Here is a 19,367-nt window from a genome sequence, read left to right on the forward strand (position 1 = left end):
TTACTGCAGGCTCGTAAGAGCCTGCTTGATCATATTGTCATTCAGGTTCAGCGCCCGGTAATAACCTGCATCCCCCAGATGATATTTATAAAGCAATGCTTTAAGATCATTGTAAACTACAGGTTTAGAAGCAACCAGCTGCTTATTGTCTATCACAATGTTTTTGGATTGCACATACTTTACAAAATCCCGGTAATCGGCATCACTGATTGTAAAGGTATTCAGGTTTTGCTCCAGATAGGCCGCCGTATAGCGGTTCGCCAGTACATCAAACACATAGTCGAACATTACCTTTTTATCCATCAGTAAGCTGTAAAACTTATTGATCCCCACGGTATCCATTTTCACATAGATATCAGGTTGTATGCCGCCTCCGGCAAAAACACGCTTTCCTGAACCGGTGATGAATGCAAGGTTCTTCTGTAAGCTGTCTCTTGATGCCAGTGGTTTTTCGGTCAGCTCCCCATCATTGAAACGGTCTTCTATTTCATTCTGATAGGCCGTATATCCTCTTTTATATGATTTCTGAATACTGCGCCCTAAAGGCGTATAATACCTTGCAATGGTTAAGTTTAATGCAGAGCCATCTCCGAAAGGAAACTGTTCCTGCACCAGGCCTTTTCCAAAAGAACGGCGTCCAATGATTACCCCCCTGTCCAGGTCCTGTACCGCGCCGGCAAGGATCTCACTGGCAGAAGCAGAATTCTCGTTAATGAGCACTGCAAGTTTGCCATCCTCAAACTCACCTCCGCCGGTAGCGATATAATCGGTGCGCGGCTCGTGCTTTCCTTCGGTATATACAATAAGTTTGTTTTCCGGAAGAATTTGGTTGGCCAGGCCAGTAGCTGCGGTGAGGTACCCTCCGCCGTTGTCCCTGAGGTCAAGGATCAGCTTTTTCATTCCTTCCTGTTTCAGCGTCTTTACAGACTCTACAAAATCTTTGTCCGTATTTGCACCGAACTCACTGATGCGGATGTACCCGGCGTCGGTATTGATCATATAAGCGGCATCAATGCTGCTCACACTCACACGCCCGCGTTTTACAGTCATCGGTACCGGGTGACTGGCACCGGGATGAAGCACCAGCAGTTGTACCGATGTTCCTTTTCTGCCTTTAATCCTGCCCATCATTTGCGCTCTCGGCAAATGCTTGCCGCTCACATACATGCTGTCTATCCTGATGATCTTATCCCCTAGCTTTAAACCCGATGAAGCCGCAGGGCCGTCTTTAAATACATTGATAACCAATAGTGTATCTTTCAGAATATAATATTCTATTCCGATACCTTCAAAGTTTCCTTCAAGCATTTCTGACTGATCAGTAAGCTTAACCGGAGGAAGGTAAACACTGTGAGGGTCCAGCTGGTGCAGCAGGCTGTCAATTTCAAGATGGCTCAGTGTATCAGCATCAATCTCATCTACATAATTTCTGTTGATCAGGTTGATGATTTCATCAACTTTCTCCGAATTATTGTCTGCAAACTGAACATTACGCTGAAAAGTGAAGCCCTGGTCCTTTAAAAACTTGTAGCCCAGGAACATCCCACCTATTAAAGTAACAGAATAGGTAAGCGCAATGAGCAAATTTTTTCGGGTGGTAGGTTTCATGTATGAGCAATTGTACAAAGTTATAAAATTACACTGTCAATTAACTATCTAAACGACTCCAGATTTATTATTGTTTCATCTTTTTTATGATGTTGTCTCATTTGTCCGATAGAGCCTTTGATGATAAAAATCATTCAGATTTTACCATTCCAAAGAAATTGACGATTTTTAACAAATTATATCTACTTACAGATACGTAAAAAACAACACAAACTATGATACGTGTAACCGAACAAGAGTCAAAGTACAACGATATAGACCAGATGGAAGTGCTTGACATTCTTAAAGGCATCAATAATGAGGACAAAACTGTGCCTATGGCTGTAGAGAAATCTATCCCTCAAATAGAAAAGCTTTCTATAGCTGTTACTGAAAGAATGAAAAGCGGTGGCAGGCTATTTTATATCGGTGCAGGAACAAGTGGCCGGCTGGGTGTGGTAGATGCCTCTGAATGCCCGCCCACTTTTGGTGTTCCCTTTGACGAGGTAGTGGGTATTATTGCCGGCGGCGATACAGCAATCAGACGCGCAGTGGAAAATGCCGAAGACGATGAATTGCAGGCCTGGATTGACCTGCAGGAATTTGATATCAATTCAAAAGACAGCCTCATTGGCCTTGCAGCCTCAGGCACTACCCCCTATGTCATCGGCGGCTTATTAAAAGCCCGGGAAAATGGAATTTTAACAGGATGTATTGTTTGCAATGAAGGGGGGCCTATTGCCGCAGCAAGTGATTTCCCTGTAGAAGTAGTAGTAGGTCCAGAATTTTTAACAGGATCTACCCGTATGAAATCGGGCACCGCTCAAAAGTTGGTTTTGAATATGCTGAGTACCACCGTGATGATCAAACTGGGACGTGTGAAGGGCAATAAAATGGTGGATATGCAGTTAACCAATCATAAGCTGGTAGACAGAGGTACACAGATGGTCATGGACGAGCTGAACATCGATTATCAGAAAGCAGAAGATCTGCTGATCCGCTATGGCAGTGTCAGAAAAGCAGTTGAAGCCAGCACTAAATAGTAGCCCTTATGCACGAGATAGAACCATATTACCGCTGGCGGGACGATTACATAGCCGCAGAAGACCCCCGTTCTCCATTTTTTAACACGGAATATTCGGAGTTTTATTTCGATAAACAATTATATAACTACCTGATCCACCCGCAATGGGACGATTTTGGCTCCAGCACACTCTATATCAAAGTCCTCTTTGTGGATTATGATCATAACTATGCGATCATTGAGTTCATTGGTGAATGGAACGACGCCATTTCAAATGATATTATGCTGCTGAAAAGAGAAATCCTTGAGCTGATGATCGATGAAGGTATCAACAAATTTATTCTGATCGGCGAAAATATCCTTAACTTTCATTCTTCGGAAGACAGCTATTATGAAGAATGGTTCCAGGATGTAGAGGACGGATGGATCACTGGCATCAATTTTAACCCGCATGTGATCGAAGAATTCAGGAGCAGCAATATTGACTACTATATCAATTTTGGCGGGCAGCTGGACGATTTGGCATGGAGAACACTCAAACCTCTCCAGTTCTTCCATAAAGTTGAAGAAATTCTGACAAAAAGACTAGGGGCATAAATTTTGCATGTAGCATATTACCCGTATATTTAATTTAAATTTTAAAAAAATGGATAACAACAATAATTATAACTGGTCAGAAAAATCAGTTTTTGTAGAGAACCAGACAGGGACTGTTGCAAAAAAATTCTTTGCAAGCGTGTTTTTATGGATGTTCGTCGCACTGGGCATCTCTACACTTGCTGCCGTATATATGGCTAATACTCCTGAAATGCTGGGTTACCTGCTTAGTCAGGAAACTGGTAAATTGTCAATTTTAGGCTATGTAGCTATGTTTGCTCCGATAGGATTGGTACTTTTAATGAGTGCCGGACTAAGCAAACTTTCGTACGGCGCCTTACTAGGTACTTTTATCCTGTATTCACTGCTTACAGGCGTAAGTTTAAGTTTCATCCTGTTAATCTACACTTCAGGATCTGTGATCGGATGTTTTGCCGCAGCAGCAGGTATTTTTGGTTTAATGGCTGTTCTTGGCTATACTACTGATACCGACCTGAGCAAATTCGGACCAATACTGATGGTTGGGGTAATTGGTTTAGTGATTGCCAGTGTAGTGAATATGTTCCTGAAAAGCTCTGGTTTCGACTACGTAATGAGCTTCGTTGGCGTAGCGATCTTTACTGCCCTCACAGCATATGATGTACAAAAATTAAAACGTATTGGTGCTGGTATCGAAGAGAACGGCGACACCATCGCCGCTGATGATTCCAAAAAATTGGCGATCATGGGCGCATTGTCCTTGTATCTCGACTTTATCAATATCTTCCTGTTCCTGTTAAGGATATTTGGAGGAAGAAAATAATTTCAAAAAAAAATGGAATTTAGAAGAGGGCTGGCGAATTATCGTCAGCCCTCTTCTTTTCATTGCAATTTTATTGTGTTTAGCCCCGCATTTTTTGGAATTCATTTTTCTTTGTTGCATTTTTGCACACGCTTATAAAGAAAGACGGAGGGATTAGACCCTGCGAAGTCTTAGCAACCTGTGCTTACAAGGTGCTACATTCTACTAGAGCAGTTAAGCCTGCTCCTGAAAGATAAGTAATTCGATCCGATGCCGGAATTCTGATTAAGCCTGTTTATTTAATTCCTGAATGAAGTTGTTTCCAAAGAGCAGCGATCATACAGAAATGGCAATGATTACCCCTGATAATGAACATAAGAGAAGAGCTCGAAAAACGAATTTTAATTATTGACGGTGCGATGGGCACAATGATACAGCGCTATGTCCTTACTGAAGAAGACTTCAGGGGAGAGCGTTTTAAAAATCACCCATGTGATGTTAAAGGAAATAACGACCTGCTCAACATTACCCGCCCTGATATCATCAAAGCCATACATACAGAATACCTCAAAGCTGGTACTGATATTATTGAAACCAATACCTTCAGCACGCAGCGCATTTCCCTGGCAGATTACCAGATGGAAGAACTGGATTATGAGATGAGCTTTGAAGGCGCCAAAATTGCAAAAGAAGCCATTAACGAGTTCATGGCAGCACATCCCGGCCGCGTTTGTTTCGTTGCCGGTGCCGTAGGCCCAACTAACCGTACGCTCTCTATTTCACCTGATGTGAACGACCCCGGTTTCAGGGCCCTTACATTTGATGAACTTGCAGACGCGTATTACCAGCAGATCAGGGGACTGATTGATGGCGGAGCAGATCTGCTCATGATCGAAACCATTTTCGATACACTGAATGCAAAAGCAGCAATATTTGCAATCAAACAATATGAAGAGGTTATTGGCAGAAAAATAGAGATCATGATCTCCGGCACCATTACTGATGCCTCGGGAAGAACGCTATCCGGACAAACAGCAGAAGCCTTTTTAAACTCTGTTATCCACGCAAAACCGCTGAGCATCGGTTTCAATTGTGCCCTGGGCGCCAAAGATATGAGGCCCCATATAGAAGAACTTTCAGCCAAAGCCGGCTGTTATGTTTCAGCCTATCCCAATGCCGGCCTGCCCAATGAATTTGGCGCTTATGATGAAATGCCGGATGAGACTGCGGTCCTTGTTGAGGATTTCATTACGCACGGATTTGTGAATATTGTAGGTGGTTGTTGTGGTACTACGCCAGATCATATTGCCGCAATCGCTGCCAAAGCAAAAAATATAAGCCCAAGAAAAATACCCGAACTTCCCCGATACATGCGCCTGAGCGGTTTAGAACCCGTAACCATTACTCCCGAAAGCATGTTCGTCAACATTGGCGAAAGAACCAACATCACCGGATCCCCTAAATTCTCGAAACTGATCCTGAGTGGCGATTATGAAGCTGCCCTTGCGGTAGCCCGCCAGCAGGTTGAAGGTGGTGCACAGGTGATCGATGTGAACATGGACGAAGGGATGCTTGATTCCGAGGCCGCAATGACAAAGTTCCTTAACCTGATTGCTTCAGAACCGGATATCTCAAAACTGCCGATCATGGTAGACTCTTCTAAGTGGAGCGTAATTGAGAACGGACTGAAATGTTTGCAGGGAAAAGGTATCGTGAATTCAATTTCCCTTAAAGAAGGCGAAGATAAGTTCCGCGAAAGCGCCCGCAAGATCATGAATTTTGGTGCCGCTGTTGTTGTAATGGCTTTTGATGAACAGGGACAGGCAGATAACTTTGAACGACGTAAAGAAATTTGTAAGCGCTCTTATGATATACTGGTTGATGAAATCGGATTTCCTGCCGAGGATATTATTTTCGACCCCAACATTTTAACAGTTGCCACGGGTTTAGAAGAACATAACAATTATGCGGTTGATTTTATCAATGCCGCTAGATGGATTAAAGAAAACCTCCCTTATGCAAAAGTAAGTGGTGGGGTTTCCAATATTTCATTCTCTTTCAGAGGGAATAATACTGTACGCGAGGCCATGCACTCTGCATTCCTTTACCATGCCATTAAAGCCGGCCTGGATATGGGTATCGTTAATGCAGGGATGCTCGAAGTATATGAGGCCATACCTGCTGAACTGCTCGAAAGAGTGGAAGATGTACTGCTCAACCGCAGGGATGATGCCACAGAACGCCTGGTAGATTTTGCCGAAACTGTAAAATCGAAAGGAAAGGAACTGGTAAAGGATGAAGAATGGAGAAAAGAATCCGTAGAATCCCGTCTCTCCCACTCTCTCGTTAAAGGAATCATTGAATACCTTGATGATGACGTAGAAGAAGCCAGACAACAGTACGACCGCCCGATCCATGTGATCGAAGGCCCGTTGATGGACGGAATGAACATTGTAGGTGATCTTTTTGGTGCAGGAAAAATGTTCCTTCCCCAAGTGGTAAAATCGGCCAGGGTAATGAAGAAGGCGGTGGCTTACCTGCTTCCATTTATTGAACAGGAAAAACTGGACAATCCGGATGGCGACCAAAGCTCTTCCGCTGGAAGGGTTTTAATGGCCACGGTAAAAGGTGACGTGCATGACATCGGAAAAAACATTGTAGGTGTGGTACTGGCCTGTAATAACTTTGAGATCGTTGATATGGGTGTAATGGTGCCCGCTCAGGAGATTATTAAAAAAGCGAAAGAGATCAATGCTGACATTATCGGTTTAAGCGGTTTGATTACCCCTTCACTGGATGAGATGGTGCATTTTGCAAAGGAAATGGAACGCGAAGGTTTTACTATTCCCCTGCTGATCGGCGGAGCAACAACTTCCCGGATCCATGCAGCTGTAAAGATTGCCCCAAATTACTCCGGTCCGGCAATCCATGTACTGGATGCTTCGAGAAGTGTGTCTGTCTGCAGCACACTGATGAACCCGGAAACCCGCGATGCCTATATCGGCAACATCAGACAGGAATACGATAAAGCTAGAGAAGCACATTTAAATAAAAGATCAGACAAACGCTTTAAGACCATTGAAGAAGCAAGAACCGACAGGTTCCAGATCGACCCTGAACAGGTTGCTCCGGCGCCGGCATTTTTAGGAACAAAAACATTCACCAACTACCCTCTGGAAGAGCTGGTGCCTTATATAGACTGGACACCCTTTTTCCATACCTGGGAGATGGGCGGCAGTTACCCAAGAATTTTTGCTGATAAAAAAATCGGTGATGAAGCTAAAAAATTATTTGATGATGCCCAGATACTGCTAAAAAGGATTGTAGACGAAAAGCTGCTTTCCGCAAATGGGGTAATCGGTTTCTGGCCGGCAAATTCGGTTGGCGATGATATCCTGCTCGAAGTGGATGGCAAACCGGTAACGATCCATACCCTTCGCCAGCAGGCGGAAAAAGTTGCAGGACAGCCTTACTACGCATTGTCCGATTTTGTTGCGCCAAAAGATGGCGGCGTACAGGATTATTTTGGTGGTTTCGCCGTTACTACCGGTATTGGTTGTGATGAGCTGGTAGCCGAGTTCGAAGCCGTGTACGATGATTATAACAGTATCATGGCCAAAGCCCTGGCAGACCGCCTGGCAGAAGCCTTTGCAGAAAGAATGCATGAGCTGGTGCGCACAGAATACTGGGGCTACGCCAAAGATGAGCGTCTTACTGCTGACGAACTGATCAAGGAAGAATATGCAGGTATACGTCCTGCTCCCGGATACCCGGCTTGTCCTGACCATACAGAAAAAGAAACACTGTTTAACATCCTCGATGCAGAAAACCAAACCGGCCTGCACCTCACAGAGAGTTTTGCAATGTATCCCACCGCGGCTGTAAGCGGATTCTATTTTGCCCACCCTCAGTCCAGATATTTCGGCCTGGGCAAGATTACTAAAGATCAGGTAGAAGAATATGCCCGCAGAAAGAACATGTCTCTTGAAGATACAGAAAGATGGCTTAGCCCAAATTTAGCTTATTAAACCTAAGAATGAAGATCACCGAACACATTAACAATGCCGCGGGCAAAACCCTCTTTTCTTTTGAATTGCTGCCACCTGTTAAGGGAAAAAGCATTACCGATATTTATGATGCCATTGATCCTTTAATGGAATTCAATCCCCCTTTTATTGATGTGACCTATCACAGGGAAGATTATATCTATAAGCAGCATGCCAGTGGCCTGCTGGAAAAAGTTTCTTACCGTAAACGTCCGGGAACGGTAGCCATTTGTGCTGCCATTATGAACAGGTACAAAGTAGATGCTGTACCGCACCTGATCTGCGGAGGATTTACCAAAGAAGAAACTGAAAATGCACTGATCGACCTCCAGTTTCTGGGTATCGATAATGTACTGGTATTACGCGGCGACGCAAGACATGCGGATTCGGGATTTATACCTACACCAGGCGGACATGCCTATGCTACTGATCTGCTGGAGCAGGTAGCGAATATGAATAAAGGCAAATACCTGTTTGAAGATCACGACGCCTTTCAGACCGATTTTTGTATCGGCGTGGCCGGATATCCTGAAAAACACTTTGAAGCGCCTAACTTAAAAACCGACTTTAAATATTTAAAGCAAAAGGTGGATATGGGTGCTGAATTTATCGTCACACAGATGTTCTTCGATAATTCGAAATATTCGGAATTTGTAGATCAATGCAGGGCAAACGGTATAAATGTGCCCATCATTCCCGGTCTTAAGCCAATTACTTCTTCCAAACAACTGATCAGCCTGCCAAAGATCTTCCATCTTGACCTTCCGGAAAACCTTACCGAAGCTGTACAGGCCTGTAAAAATGAGAAGGATGTAAAGGAAGTAGGGATTGAATGGATGATCGAACAATGTAAAGAGCTGATACAGCTTGGCGCCCCTGTGCTCCACTTTTATACCATGAGCAATCCTGAGCCAACCAAAAGAATCGCAAAGGCCGTTTTCTAATATTCAGGTCTTATTATCTTTTTCCGGATGAATTTGGCAGATTCTTTGTACATTTCGATTCTACAAAAGGAAACGTTATGAAAAAGACGACAATGATCATGCTTGCTATAGTTACATTATCATCATGTAATGCACTAAAAAACACTGTAGAGGCAAGTTCTGATCTGTCTAAACTGGGAGGAACCTGGGAACTGAATTATATCTCGGGGCCCCGGATTGCTTTTAACGGGCTTTACCCGGGACAAAAGCCGCAGATGGTTTTCAACCTTTCTGACAAAAGGATCAGCGGAAACAGCAGCTGTAATTCTTTTTCGGGCAAGCTTCTGGCAGATGATTCTTCCATCAATTTCAATGAGCCACTGGTAACTACAAAAATGGCCTGTCCGGGTGAAGGAGAGGCCGTATTTTTTGAGACACTGAAAAAAGTAAATAAATATACCATTACTGGCGATACCACCCTCAATTTCATGATGGGGGATATCGCCATTATGCGTTTTAGAAAGATTCAGTAAACGGTATCAGCAGAGAGAATAAATCTCCCAGCCATTACCCTTACTATGTAAAATCTTCAATTACGATTAAACCTCCTGCAATAAAAATGCTTTAAAGGCTTCGAAATCTACATTCATATGGGTAGCCGATTTTGCTTTCTTCTTCAATTCTTCCAGCTGCTCCGGCGCATTAACCTGTGCCGCCATCTCCTCAGAAAATATATCCGGGAACTTGCAGGCATGGGCCGTGGATAAAAATACAAAAGTATCTTCGGCAGACGGGTATTCAGCCTTAAAAGCCTCAACCGCCAGCCAGGCAATTGCCGTATGCGGACAGGCCACATAATTAAATTGCTCATAAATATCGGTGATCGCCTTTACCGTATCATCATCAGTATATCGGTAGCTCTTTACCAGCTCTTTCAGTTTCACCGTATCCTGTTTAAACAGCTCCATGATCCTCACCCAGTTGCTTGGTGCGCCCACATCCATTGCATTGGCATACGTTTGTACAGACGGACGGGTTTCGTACACGCCTGTTTCCAGGAAACGCGGAACAGTATCATTGGCGTTGGTCGCAGCAATAAACTGTTTTACCGGTAAGCCCATTTTCCAGGCCAGTAATCCTGCAGCGATGTTTCCAAAGTTTCCGCTCGGTACAGAAAATACAATTTCTCTTTTATCTTCCCTGTACAGTTGTGCAACCGCATTGAAATAATAAAACGTCTGAGGGATCAGTCTCGATATATTGATAGAGTTTGCAGAAGTCAGCCTCATTTTAGCGTTCAGCTCATCGTCAGCAAATGCCTGTTTCACCAGCGCCTGGCAGTCATCAAACGTTCCGTCGATCTCTATCGCGCGGATATTTTGCCCGTTGCTGCACAGCTGCAGCTCCTGGATCTCACTAACTTTTCCTTTAGGGTACAAGATCGTCACACGCGTATTAGGTACGCCCAGAAAGCCCAGTGCTACCGCACCACCTGTATCACCTGATGTAGCTACCAGCACATCCAGCATCTGCTCTCCGTCTTTCAGAAAATAAGCCATAACCCTGCTCATAAACCTGGCACCAAAATCTTTAAAAGCCAAAGATGGACCGTGAAACAATTCCAGCACATAGGTTTCTTCGTTCAGTTTTTTTGCAGGAGCAGGGAAATTGATCGCATCATCGATCAGTGCTTTCAGGTCGTCCGCAGGAATATCATCATGCAGCAATGCCGATGCTACTTTATAAGCAATCTCCGGCAGGGTATATTGATCCAGGTTATTCAAAAACTCTTCGTCCAGCACAGGAATTTCTGTTGGCATATACAAGCCTTTGTCCTGTGGCATACTGTTAAAAACAGCAGACTGAAAATCTACTTCAAGGTCGTGGTTGTTGGTACTATATAATTTCATTTTAATATTTGTTAATCCAGTATAACCGGGCCTTTTTTGTTTACCGATGATACAAATGACAGACTGTTGATCTGAATAGATTTCAATTGTTTCTGCAATGCCTGTGTGATCGCGTGCCCGGTAGCTTCGTCTTTCGTTAAGGCAAAAACAGAGGGCCCCGAACCTGAGATTCCAAAACTGATGGCACCCATTTCCATAGCGATGCTTCTCATCTTGTAAAAATCAGGGATCAGGATAGAACGCGTAGGCTCTACCAGTCCGTCAACCATACTACGGCCAATCAGATCGTAATCTTTCGTAAACAGACCTGTTACAAGACCTGCTACATTGCCCCATTGTTTCACTGCATCTTTCAGAAAAACCTTGGAGCGTATCATCTGCCGTGCATCTTTTGTAGGCACATCTACTTCAGGATAAACAATCGCAGCATACATCTCCTCAGGGAAAGGCAGGCTGATCACATCCAATGGCTCATAGCTTCTGATCAGGACAAAACCTCCCAGTAATGCCGGCGCCACATTATCCGCATGCCCGTATCCGCAGGCCAGCTCCTCGCCTTTCATTGCAAAGGGAACAAGTTCTTTTGCGCTAAGCTGGTTATCAAACAATGTATTAATTGCAAAAAGCCCCGCTACCGTACTTGCAGAACTGGAGCCCAGCCCGCTGCCAATCGGCATCTTTTTATGCAGTTCTATATCTATTCCCATATCCGTACGCCCAATGTGCTTCAGGTAATCCTGCACACTTGCACTCACTGTATTTTTTGCCGGATTCAGCGGCAGGCGGCCTTCATCACCGGTGATTTTTGAGATCACTACGCCCGGAGTATCTGTTACACGCATGATCACTTCATCACCCGGCTCATTCACCGCAAACCCTAACACATCAAACCCGCAAACTACGTTGGCAACTGTAGCTGGCGCAAAAACTTTTACTGACGATCTCATCTTTTACCTACATTTATTATATCTGCGAATACACCTGCTGCAGTTACTTCTGCACCGGCACCTGGTCCTTTAACTACTAACGGACGGTCTTTGTAACGGTCCGTGATAAAGGAAATAATATTATCACTGCCGGATAACATATAAAAAGGATGGGAATCATCTACCATCTGCAAGGTGATCGCCACTTTGCCGGCCTCCAGCTTGCCGATATATCTCAGCACTTTACCATTGGCCGCGGCCGTATTTTTCAGGTTTTCAAAGTATGCAGTATTGTTCTCCAGCTCCTGGTAAAAATCAGCCACGGTTGCAGCCGCCATACAGGCCGGAGGCAGCATGCTTTCTATTTGTATATCAGACTCCTCTAAGGGATATCCTGCATCTCTCGCCAGGATCAGCATCTTGCGCATAAAATCCTTTCCATTCAAATCGTCACGCGGATCAGGTTCGGTATATCCCATTTCCTGAGCCGATTTCACGATCTCGTGGAATTTTACCTCATCTTTAAAATTATTGAAGATATAAGATATTGTGCCAGACAATATCGCTTCAATGCTCGCGATGTTATCGCCGCTCATCATCAGGTCCTTCAGCGTACGGATAATCGGCAGTCCGGCCCCCACGTTGGTTTCATAATGAAAATCAACACCGTAAGTACGCGCTGCCGCTTTGTATGCACTGTACTGGCTATACTCACCAGAGTTGCCTATTTTATTACAGGTAACTACCGAAATGCTGGATTCCAGGATCTCCTGGTAATAATCTACCGGATTAGGGCTGGCCGTGTTATCCACAAACACACAGTTCGGCAGGTTCATCGCCTTCATCTGTTTTACAAATTCTTTCAGGTCTGCGGGCTCAGCATTTACCAGCATCTCTTCTTCCCAGTTAGAAAGATCAAATCCGGCACTGCTCATGCTCATCTGGCGCGAGTTGCTGATACCCATTACTTTCACTTCCAGATCGTTATTTTTAGCCAGTAAGGGGCTCTGGTTCAGAAGCTGGCGGAACAAAGTTTTACCGATATTTCCTGTTCCCAGGCAAAAGATATGCAGTGTTTTTTTCAGGTCTGCAAAAAACGCATCGTGTACAGCATTTACTGCTTTTGACAAATCGTTTTTCGACAGGATCACCGAAATATTATATTCTGAAGAACCCTGTGCAATTGCTCTCACATTCACACCATTTCTGCCCAGTGCATGAAATAACTTGCCAGACATACCCGGAGTATGTTTCATGTTCTCCCCTACGATTGCCAGTACAGACAATCCGTTTTCTACCTGCGGGTATTCCAGTTTCTTGGCATGCAGTTCCAGTTCAAACTCCTTGCTGATGATCGCCAGTGCTTTCAGCGCATCGTCTGGCTTCACAGCAAAGGTAATGCTGTGCTCCGATGAAGACTGGGTGATCAGCACTACATTGATCTGCTCCCTTGACAACAGCGAGAACAGGCGGCCGCTAAAACCAGCTTTTCCCACCATTCCGCTGCCAGAAAGGTTCAGGATACTGATTTCATCAATTGATGAAATTCCTTTGATCGGCAGATCCGAAGAATCTGCCCCATGGCGGATATATGTACCTTCAAATCCTGTATTGAAGGTGTTTTTGATCACAATAGGGATTTTCTTTAAAAATGCAGGGATCATCGTTGGCGGATAGATCACCTTGGCACCAAAGTAGGAGAGTTCCATCGCCTCTGTATAGCTGAGTTCAGACAGCGAGAATGCCTTTTCAACGATCCTTGGATCGGCAGTCAGCATCCCGTCTACATCCGTCCAGATCTCTATCTGTTTTACATTTAAGGCAGAGCCCCAGATTGCTGCAGTAAAATCACTGCCACCACGCCCAAGTGTAGTGATCCTGCCTTCGCTGTTGCTCGCGATATAGCCGGTTACAAATAACAGTTTGCCCGGGTTGGCTGCGTAGAAATCCTGGATCAGCATTTCTGTCAATGGTGTATTTACTTTTGCCTGTCCGTAATTATTGTCTGTTTTAATTAGTTCAGAGCCATCAACAGCCAGGGCCGCAGGAAAATCCTGTTTAGCAATATGGCTGATCATAAAGGTAGAGCAGCGCTCTCCAAAACTCAGGATCGAATCTCTTGTTTGTGCGCTCAGTTCCTGGAGCGTATATACCGACTGCAGGATATCCTCCAGCTCATTAAAGTATATTTTCAACCTCGTAAACACCGGGTTTTGTGCTGATGCAGGCAAAAGCTCACGAACTACCTGGAAGTGTTTTTCCTCAATTTGTTTCAGTTCGCTGGTATATTCCTCTGCTAAAAGTGCTTTCTCCGCCATCAGCTGCAGCAGATTGGTCACGCCGCTCATCGCCGAGAGCACAACTACAGGATAATCTTCCTGATCTCCCTTCTTCAGTATACTGATCAGGGTACGGATGCCCTCTGCTGAACCTACTGAAGTACCTCCGAATTTTAGAATATTCATCATATTTAAATTTAAAAAAAAAGCGCCTTCCGTTTAGAGGAAGGCGCTTTCTATGGTTATTTATGTTTTCTTTATACCATTAGCTCACCTGCCTCCGGGCTCGCCGGTGGTGGTAATAATAATGGATGTAATTGTAATATTTGATTTCATATTTTAACAGCAAATACTATTTAGTTATTGCTGCGCCATAAAGTAAAGTTATATTTTTCTAAATAACAAGGAATTCAAAAAAAAATAATGTTACGCCGCTAAATCCTTTAAGCAACACTGGTACTGAAAAGACATATTCACAAAAACAGCCTCTACTTTTTTCCTTACCTTTACCCTGTAAATATGCAAGGATTAGTAATAAAATCAACAGGAAGCTGGTATCAGGTGCATGGCGAGGATGGCCAGGACTACGACTGCAGGATTAAAGGAAAATTCAGGATCAAAGGTATCCAGACCACTAACCCTGTTGCCGTGGGCGATCAGGTAGAATTTGAAATGGAACCCAATTCAGATAATGGGGTCATTTTTAAACTTCATGAACGCAAAAACTATATTATCAGGAAATCTATCAACCTGTCCAAGCAGGCACAGATTATTGCGGCCAACCTGGATCAGGCTTTTCTGGTGGTGACGCTGGTTTCCCCGCGTACATCGCTGGGATTTATAGACCGTTTCCTGGTTACAGCCGAGGCCTACCGCATCCCGGCCACGCTGATCTTTAACAAGCTCGACCTGTTCAGTGACGAGGGACTCGAAGTCCTGGCAGAGTACAAAAGCATCTATGAAAAGCTGAACTATCCCTGCTATACGGTGTCGGCACTGGAAGGTACAAATGTTCCTGTAATAGAAGGGCTCCTGAAAGATCAGACAACTTTATTCTCCGGCCATTCCGGAGTGGGCAAATCCAGCCTGATCAATGCGCTTTTACCCGGCAGAAGTATCAAAACCGGAGAAATTTCTGAATCGAGCGACAAAGGACAGCATACTACTACCTTCGCCGAAATGCACACCCTTCCCTTTGGCGGTTACCTGATTGACACGCCGGGCATCAGGGAACTGGGAATCTACGATATCAAACCGGAAGAACTGGGCCATTATTTCCGCGAAATGCGGGACCTGATGCACCTCTGTAAATTTCACAATTGCAGACATATCAACGAACCGGGATGCGCGGTTTTAAAGGCCATAGAAAATGATGAAATTGAACTGAGCCGGTATGAAAGTTACCTCAGTATCTTTCACGGTAATGAAACAAGGGCATAATGAGAGCTGTCATCCAGAGAGTAACACAGGCCAGCTGCACAGTAGAAGACCAGATTACAGGCCAGATCTCAGCCGGCCTGATGGTACTGCTTGGCATTGAAGACAGCGACGAGCAGGAAGATCTGGAATGGCTGGCAGCCAAGATCGTTAACCTCAGGATCTTTGCTGATGAACAGGGGCTGATGAACAAATCCCTGCCAGATATTGACGGAAACATCCTACTGATCAGTCAGTTCACACTCTACGCTGCTACTAAAAAGGGAAACAGGCCCGGTTTTACCAGGGCAGCGCGGCCTGAAAAGGCTATACCATTATACGAAGCAATGATCAGTCAGCTGGATATGCTGCTTGGCAAACCGGTACAAACCGGGATATTTGGAGCAGATATGAAAATCAGCTTGCTCAACGATGGCCCCGTAACCATCATCATAGACACAAAAAACAAGGAATAGTAATGACGATACAGGAAGCACAGGAAACGGTAGACCGCTGGATCAACACCACCGGCATCCGCTATTTTAATGAGTTAACCAATACCGCAATCTTAATGGAAGAAGTAGGCGAAGTAGCCCGCATCATGTCACGCCGCTACGGCGAACAGTCTTTCAAAAAAAGTGATGAGCAGGTAGACCTAGGAGATGAGATGGCAGATGTAATGTTCGTACTGATCTGCCTGGCCAACCAGACAGGAATCAACCTGACCGAAGCATTGGAAAAAAATCTTGTAAAGAAAAGTATCAGAGATGCCGACAGGCACAGGAATAATGAAAAATTAAAGTAGCACAGTTAATTATAACTGTGCTTTGATCTTTAGTGCCGCTTCTGCAAGCTCTTCCTCTGTAGGATGCAACTTTGGCCGGCTAAAATTGATGTCGTCCATTGTATTCAGCGGAATCAGATGGATATGCGCATGAGGAACTTCAAGGCCTATTACAGCCATTCCAACTTTAATACACGGAAATGCTTTCTTGACTCCTGCCGATACAATCTTGGCAAACAGCGTGAGCCCGAAATAACTTTCGTCATCCATATCAAATATATAATCAACTTCTTTCTTCGGGATCACCAGCACGTGGCCCATCGTCAGCGGATTAATATCCAGAAAGGCCAGGAATTCTGTGGTTTCTGCAACTACATGTGCGGGAATTTCCCCGTCTATGATTTTTGAAAATATACTTGCCATATCCTGTTGTTTATCTGCTTATTTCTAATATTTCGAACTCTATCTTTCCCGCAGGAACTTCAATCTCGGCCTTGTCGCCAACAGATTTACCTAGTAATCCCTGGGCAATCGGTGATTTTACAGATATTTTGCCTATTTTCATATCCGCCTCTGTTTCAGCAACCAGCTGATAGGTCATGGTAGCCCCGTTTTTAACGTTTTTGATTTTAACGATAGATAACGCGAGCACTTTTGATGTGTCCAGTTTTGATTCATCAATCAGTCTCGCCGAAGCTAAAGTAGCCTTCAATTTTGATATTTTCGCCTCATGCAGCCCCTGTGCTTCTTTGGCAGCATCATATTCTGCATTCTCTGAAAGATCACCTTTATCTCTTGCTTCAGCTATAGCCTTAGAGATCAGTTGTCTCCCTGTTGTCGTCAAGTAATGTACTTCTTCCTTTAGCTTATCCAATCCTTCCTGAGTGTAGTATGTTACCTCTGTCATAGCTTAATTTATTATTTATAACTTCCTTTAAAATACAAACAAGACTACATCGGCAGTTTAAGCCCACATAGTCTTGCTTCAATTAAAACGAAGATAACAGGCAATTCTTATAAAAGCAAATCTTTTGATTTGAATTGTTTAGAAAGAACTTAAAACCTTTACTTTTGGTGCAACTAATTGATTAATCTTTATGCACCCCAAAATTTTTAGACTGGCTGTCATAGGTATGTTATTTACCATGACCGCTCAGGCACAACAACTGTACATGCCGAGAAATATCAAAGCTGCCTTCGAGAAAGGTACGCGTTCGGCTGATGGAAAACCCGGAAAACGCTACTGGCAGAATAAGGGTAAATATAATATGGCCCTTACGGTAACCCCGGTTGACAAACTTGTAAAAGGAACAGAGACAATAGAATATACCAATAACAGTCCTGATACACTGCGCCAGATCGCTGTCAGGTTTGTAAATAATATCCATAAACCAGAAGCTCCCCGCTCGGGATATGCCGGCGCGGACTTCCTTACCAGCGGACTCAGTATCAGTTCATTTGTGATCGGTGCTGATTCCTACGCAATAGATGCCAAAGACTGGGGAACAATCGGACTGGTTAAACTAAAAAAGGCAATCCAGCCCGGCGAAACTGCAAGAGTTAAAATCGGCTGGAGCTACCCGCTTTCTAAGGAAAGTGGCAGGGAAGGACAACTGGACAGCACAACATATTTTGTTGCCTATTCCTTTCCAAGGATCTCGGTATATGATGACTACAATGGATGGGATATGATCCCCCATACAGACAGGGCAGAATTTTATAACGATTTCAATGACTATCAGTTTAGCGTAACGGCGCCAAAAAACTATGTGGTTTGGGCGACCGGCGACCTTAAAAATCCAGATGAAGTGCTGCAGCCAAAAATTGCGCAGCGCTTAAAGAAATCGCTGACCAGTGATGAGGTGATTTCTATGGCAAACGCCAGCGAAATGGCCAACGGCGAAGTAACCAAACAAAATGCCTGGAATACCTGGAAATTCACAGCCGATCATATCACCGACGTTACTTTTGCGCTGAGCAACCATTATATATGGGATGCAGGAAGCGTGATCGTTGATCCTAAAACAAAAAGAAGATCAAGTGTACAATCGGCTTACGACTCAAAGGCTACAGATTTTACACATGGTGTGGAGTGGTCTAAGCTTGCACTGAACTGGTTCTCGCTGAACTGGCCGGGCGTACCCTATCCTTTCTCAAAAATGACGGTAGTACAGGGTTTTGCTGATATGGAGTACCCGATGATGGTCAATGATTCTACCACTCCTGATATGGAATTCAGCCAGTTTGTGATGAACCACGAGATCGCACATACTTATTTTCCTTTTTATATGGGGATCAACGAAACGCGTTATGCCTATATGGACGAAGGCTGGGCGACTACACTGGAGTACCTGATCGCATGTGACCAGCTGGGAAAAGAAAAGGCTGCAGAGAACTATAAACAGTTCAGGGTAAAAAGGTGGATTGCCAGCAAAAACACGGAGGAAGAACTTCCGGTAATAACACCTACCACACTGGCTACCGGTAATAATGCCTATGTAAAACCCTCGCTGGCTTACCTTGGCTTAAAAGATATGTTTGGTGACGAGGCTTTCAAAAAATACCTGCGTGTGTACATGGACCGCTGGAACGGAAAACACCCTATCCCATGGGATTTCTTTAACTCGATTAACGATGCATCCGGTCAGGACCTTAACTGGTACTGGAACAACTGGTTCTTTAGCAATAATTATATTGATCTTGCCATTGATAAAGTATCTATTAAGGGTGATGAATATTCAGTTGCGCTGAACAACATTGGCGGTTTTGCGATACCTTTTGATGTAAAGGTAACTTATACCGACGGAACTAAACAGCTGATCCATCAGACGCCGGCAGTCTGGAAAGCCAATCAGAAAGCTGTGTCAGTCCAGTTCAGTGCACAAAAAGCAGTAGCTGCAATCATGATTGACGGAGGTATTTATATGGATGCTACCCCGGCAAATAACGACTGGAAAAAATAGGATCCAATTTTTTTTTTAAAAAGCCATCTTATTCATTTTGAGATGGCTTTTTTCGTATAGAAAATACGTTATATTCACAAATCAATGTATTATTTTCATAATTTTTAATTATTGTTTTTATTTAAGATATT

At 44.1% G+C, this 19,367-nt stretch carries 16 protein-coding genes and 1 riboswitch; of the genes, 10 read left to right on the forward strand and 6 right to left on the reverse strand.

Annotation, left to right across the window (positions count from 1 at the left end; translation table 11 throughout):
• Positions 1-1,608, reverse strand: coding sequence for a S41 family peptidase (locus tag FN831_RS06245; RefSeq protein WP_142527354.1), 1,608 nt, complete (start codon positions 1,606-1,608; stop codon positions 1-3).
• Positions 1,609-1,823: 215 nt separating this feature from the next.
• On the opposite strand from FN831_RS06245, the gene murQ reads away from it, so the two are divergent.
• The 6 genes from murQ to FN831_RS06275 all read left to right on the forward strand — a co-directional run bounded on the left by murQ (position 1,824) and on the right by FN831_RS06275 (position 9,491).
• Entirely contained in the window at positions 1,824-2,630 is an 807-nt protein-coding gene (gene murQ / locus FN831_RS06250; protein ID WP_142527355.1) for an N-acetylmuramic acid 6-phosphate etherase, read from the forward strand.
• A gap of 8 nt (positions 2,631-2,638) precedes the next feature.
• Complete coding sequence (locus FN831_RS06255) at positions 2,639-3,208, forward strand: hypothetical protein (RefSeq protein WP_142527356.1); 570 nt, start codon at positions 2,639-2,641, stop codon at positions 3,206-3,208.
• A 49-nt stretch (positions 3,209-3,257) separates the two neighbouring features.
• Positions 3,258-4,010, forward strand: a complete 753-nt coding sequence (locus tag FN831_RS06260; RefSeq protein WP_142527357.1) for a Bax inhibitor-1/YccA family protein — start codon at positions 3,258-3,260, stop codon at positions 4,008-4,010.
• 129 nt (positions 4,011-4,139) lie between these two features.
• Positions 4,140-4,249: riboswitch (SAM riboswitch) on the forward strand.
• A 108-nt stretch (positions 4,250-4,357) separates the two neighbouring features.
• Positions 4,358-8,017 carry a methionine synthase gene (metH, locus tag FN831_RS06265; RefSeq protein WP_142527358.1) on the forward strand — a complete coding sequence of 1,220 codons (3,660 nt, stop codon included), beginning with the start codon at positions 4,358-4,360 and terminating at the stop codon, positions 8,015-8,017.
• A gap of 8 nt (positions 8,018-8,025) precedes the next feature.
• Positions 8,026-8,979, forward strand: a complete 954-nt coding sequence (metF, locus tag FN831_RS06270; protein WP_142527359.1) for a methylenetetrahydrofolate reductase [NAD(P)H] — start codon at positions 8,026-8,028, stop codon at positions 8,977-8,979.
• Between the two features lie 77 nt (positions 8,980-9,056).
• Positions 9,057-9,491 (forward strand): META domain-containing protein, encoded by a 435-nt coding sequence (locus FN831_RS06275; RefSeq protein WP_142527360.1) that lies wholly within the window; start codon positions 9,057-9,059, stop codon positions 9,489-9,491.
• 66 nt (positions 9,492-9,557) lie between these two features.
• Here the strand turns inward: FN831_RS06275 and thrC are convergent, their stop codons facing one another.
• The 3 genes from thrC to thrA are packed head-to-tail and all read right to left on the reverse strand — an operon-like array spanning position 9,558 to position 14,259.
• Positions 9,558-10,868 (reverse strand): threonine synthase, encoded by a 1,311-nt coding sequence (thrC, locus tag FN831_RS06280; RefSeq protein WP_142527361.1) that lies wholly within the window; start codon positions 10,866-10,868, stop codon positions 9,558-9,560.
• A gap of 11 nt (positions 10,869-10,879) precedes the next feature.
• Positions 10,880-11,815, reverse strand: a complete 936-nt coding sequence (locus FN831_RS06285; protein WP_142527362.1) for a homoserine kinase — start codon at positions 11,813-11,815, stop codon at positions 10,880-10,882.
• Complete coding sequence (gene thrA, locus FN831_RS06290) at positions 11,812-14,259, reverse strand: bifunctional aspartate kinase/homoserine dehydrogenase I (RefSeq protein WP_142527707.1); 2,448 nt, start codon at positions 14,257-14,259, stop codon at positions 11,812-11,814. The genes FN831_RS06285 and thrA overlap by 4 nt, the downstream gene beginning before the upstream one ends.
• A gap of 333 nt (positions 14,260-14,592) precedes the next feature.
• Between thrA and rsgA the strand changes: the two genes are divergently transcribed.
• From rsgA to FN831_RS06305, 3 genes are read left to right on the forward strand one after another with little or no spacing between them, the layout of a single operon-like run.
• Entirely contained in the window at positions 14,593-15,513 is a 921-nt protein-coding gene (gene rsgA / locus FN831_RS06295) for a ribosome small subunit-dependent GTPase A (protein ID WP_142527363.1), read from the forward strand.
• Positions 15,513-15,965, forward strand: a complete 453-nt coding sequence (dtd, locus tag FN831_RS06300; protein ID WP_142527364.1) for a D-aminoacyl-tRNA deacylase — start codon at positions 15,513-15,515, stop codon at positions 15,963-15,965. The genes rsgA and dtd overlap by 1 nt, the downstream gene beginning before the upstream one ends.
• 2 nt (positions 15,966-15,967) lie before the next feature.
• Positions 15,968-16,294 carry a nucleotide pyrophosphohydrolase gene (locus FN831_RS06305; RefSeq protein ID WP_142527365.1) on the forward strand — a complete coding sequence of 109 codons (327 nt, stop codon included), beginning with the start codon at positions 15,968-15,970 and terminating at the stop codon, positions 16,292-16,294.
• Between the two features lie 9 nt (positions 16,295-16,303).
• Here the strand turns inward: FN831_RS06305 and FN831_RS06310 are convergent, their stop codons facing one another.
• Both FN831_RS06310 and greA read right to left on the reverse strand, forming a co-directional pair.
• The gene (locus FN831_RS06310; protein ID WP_142527366.1) at positions 16,304-16,696 is read right to left on the reverse strand and encodes an HIT family protein; all 393 of its coding nucleotides are present in this window, start codon (positions 16,694-16,696) and stop codon (positions 16,304-16,306) included.
• Positions 16,697-16,706: 10 nt separating this feature from the next.
• The gene (gene greA, locus FN831_RS06315) at positions 16,707-17,180 is read right to left on the reverse strand and encodes a transcription elongation factor GreA (RefSeq protein WP_142527367.1); all 474 of its coding nucleotides are present in this window, start codon (positions 17,178-17,180) and stop codon (positions 16,707-16,709) included.
• A 190-nt stretch (positions 17,181-17,370) separates the two neighbouring features.
• Here greA and FN831_RS06320 point away from each other — a divergent pair, with 190 nt between their 5' ends.
• Positions 17,371-19,236 (forward strand): M1 family metallopeptidase, encoded by a 1,866-nt coding sequence (locus FN831_RS06320; RefSeq protein WP_142527368.1) that lies wholly within the window; start codon positions 17,371-17,373, stop codon positions 19,234-19,236.
• Positions 19,237-19,367: the final 131 nt, after the last annotated feature.

Source organism: Pedobacter westerhofensis, assembly GCF_900182595.1.
In the GTDB taxonomy this organism is placed as follows: Bacteria; Bacteroidota; Bacteroidia; order Sphingobacteriales; family Sphingobacteriaceae; genus Pedobacter; species Pedobacter westerhofensis.

Coding starts and splice junctions, on each gene's coding strand:
- FN831_RS06275 (WP_142527360.1), top strand. CDS start 9,057: ATGAAAAAGACGACAATGATCATGCTTGCTATAGTTACATTATCATCA.
- FN831_RS06285 (WP_142527362.1), bottom strand. CDS start 11,815: ATGAGATCGTCAGTAAAAGTTTTTGCGCCAGCTACAGTTGCCAACGTA.
- FN831_RS06260 (WP_142527357.1), top strand. CDS start 3,258: ATGGATAACAACAATAATTATAACTGGTCAGAAAAATCAGTTTTTGTA.
- murQ (WP_142527355.1), top strand. CDS start 1,824: ATGATACGTGTAACCGAACAAGAGTCAAAGTACAACGATATAGACCAG.
- FN831_RS06255 (WP_142527356.1), top strand. CDS start 2,639: ATGCACGAGATAGAACCATATTACCGCTGGCGGGACGATTACATAGCC.
- thrC (WP_142527361.1), bottom strand. CDS start 10,868: ATGAAATTATATAGTACCAACAACCACGACCTTGAAGTAGATTTTCAG.
- thrA (WP_142527707.1), bottom strand. CDS start 14,259: ATGAATATTCTAAAATTCGGAGGTACTTCAGTAGGTTCAGCAGAGGGC.
- dtd (WP_142527364.1), top strand. CDS start 15,513: ATGAGAGCTGTCATCCAGAGAGTAACACAGGCCAGCTGCACAGTAGAA.
- FN831_RS06310 (WP_142527366.1), bottom strand. CDS start 16,696: ATGGCAAGTATATTTTCAAAAATCATAGACGGGGAAATTCCCGCACAT.
- metH (WP_142527358.1), top strand. CDS start 4,358: ATGAACATAAGAGAAGAGCTCGAAAAACGAATTTTAATTATTGACGGT.
- FN831_RS06305 (WP_142527365.1), top strand. CDS start 15,968: ATGACGATACAGGAAGCACAGGAAACGGTAGACCGCTGGATCAACACC.
- FN831_RS06320 (WP_142527368.1), top strand. CDS start 17,371: ATGCACCCCAAAATTTTTAGACTGGCTGTCATAGGTATGTTATTTACC.
- greA (WP_142527367.1), bottom strand. CDS start 17,180: ATGACAGAGGTAACATACTACACTCAGGAAGGATTGGATAAGCTAAAG.
- FN831_RS06245 (WP_142527354.1), bottom strand. CDS start 1,608: ATGAAACCTACCACCCGAAAAAATTTGCTCATTGCGCTTACCTATTCT.
- rsgA (WP_142527363.1), top strand. CDS start 14,593: ATGCAAGGATTAGTAATAAAATCAACAGGAAGCTGGTATCAGGTGCAT.
- metF (WP_142527359.1), top strand. CDS start 8,026: ATGAAGATCACCGAACACATTAACAATGCCGCGGGCAAAACCCTCTTT.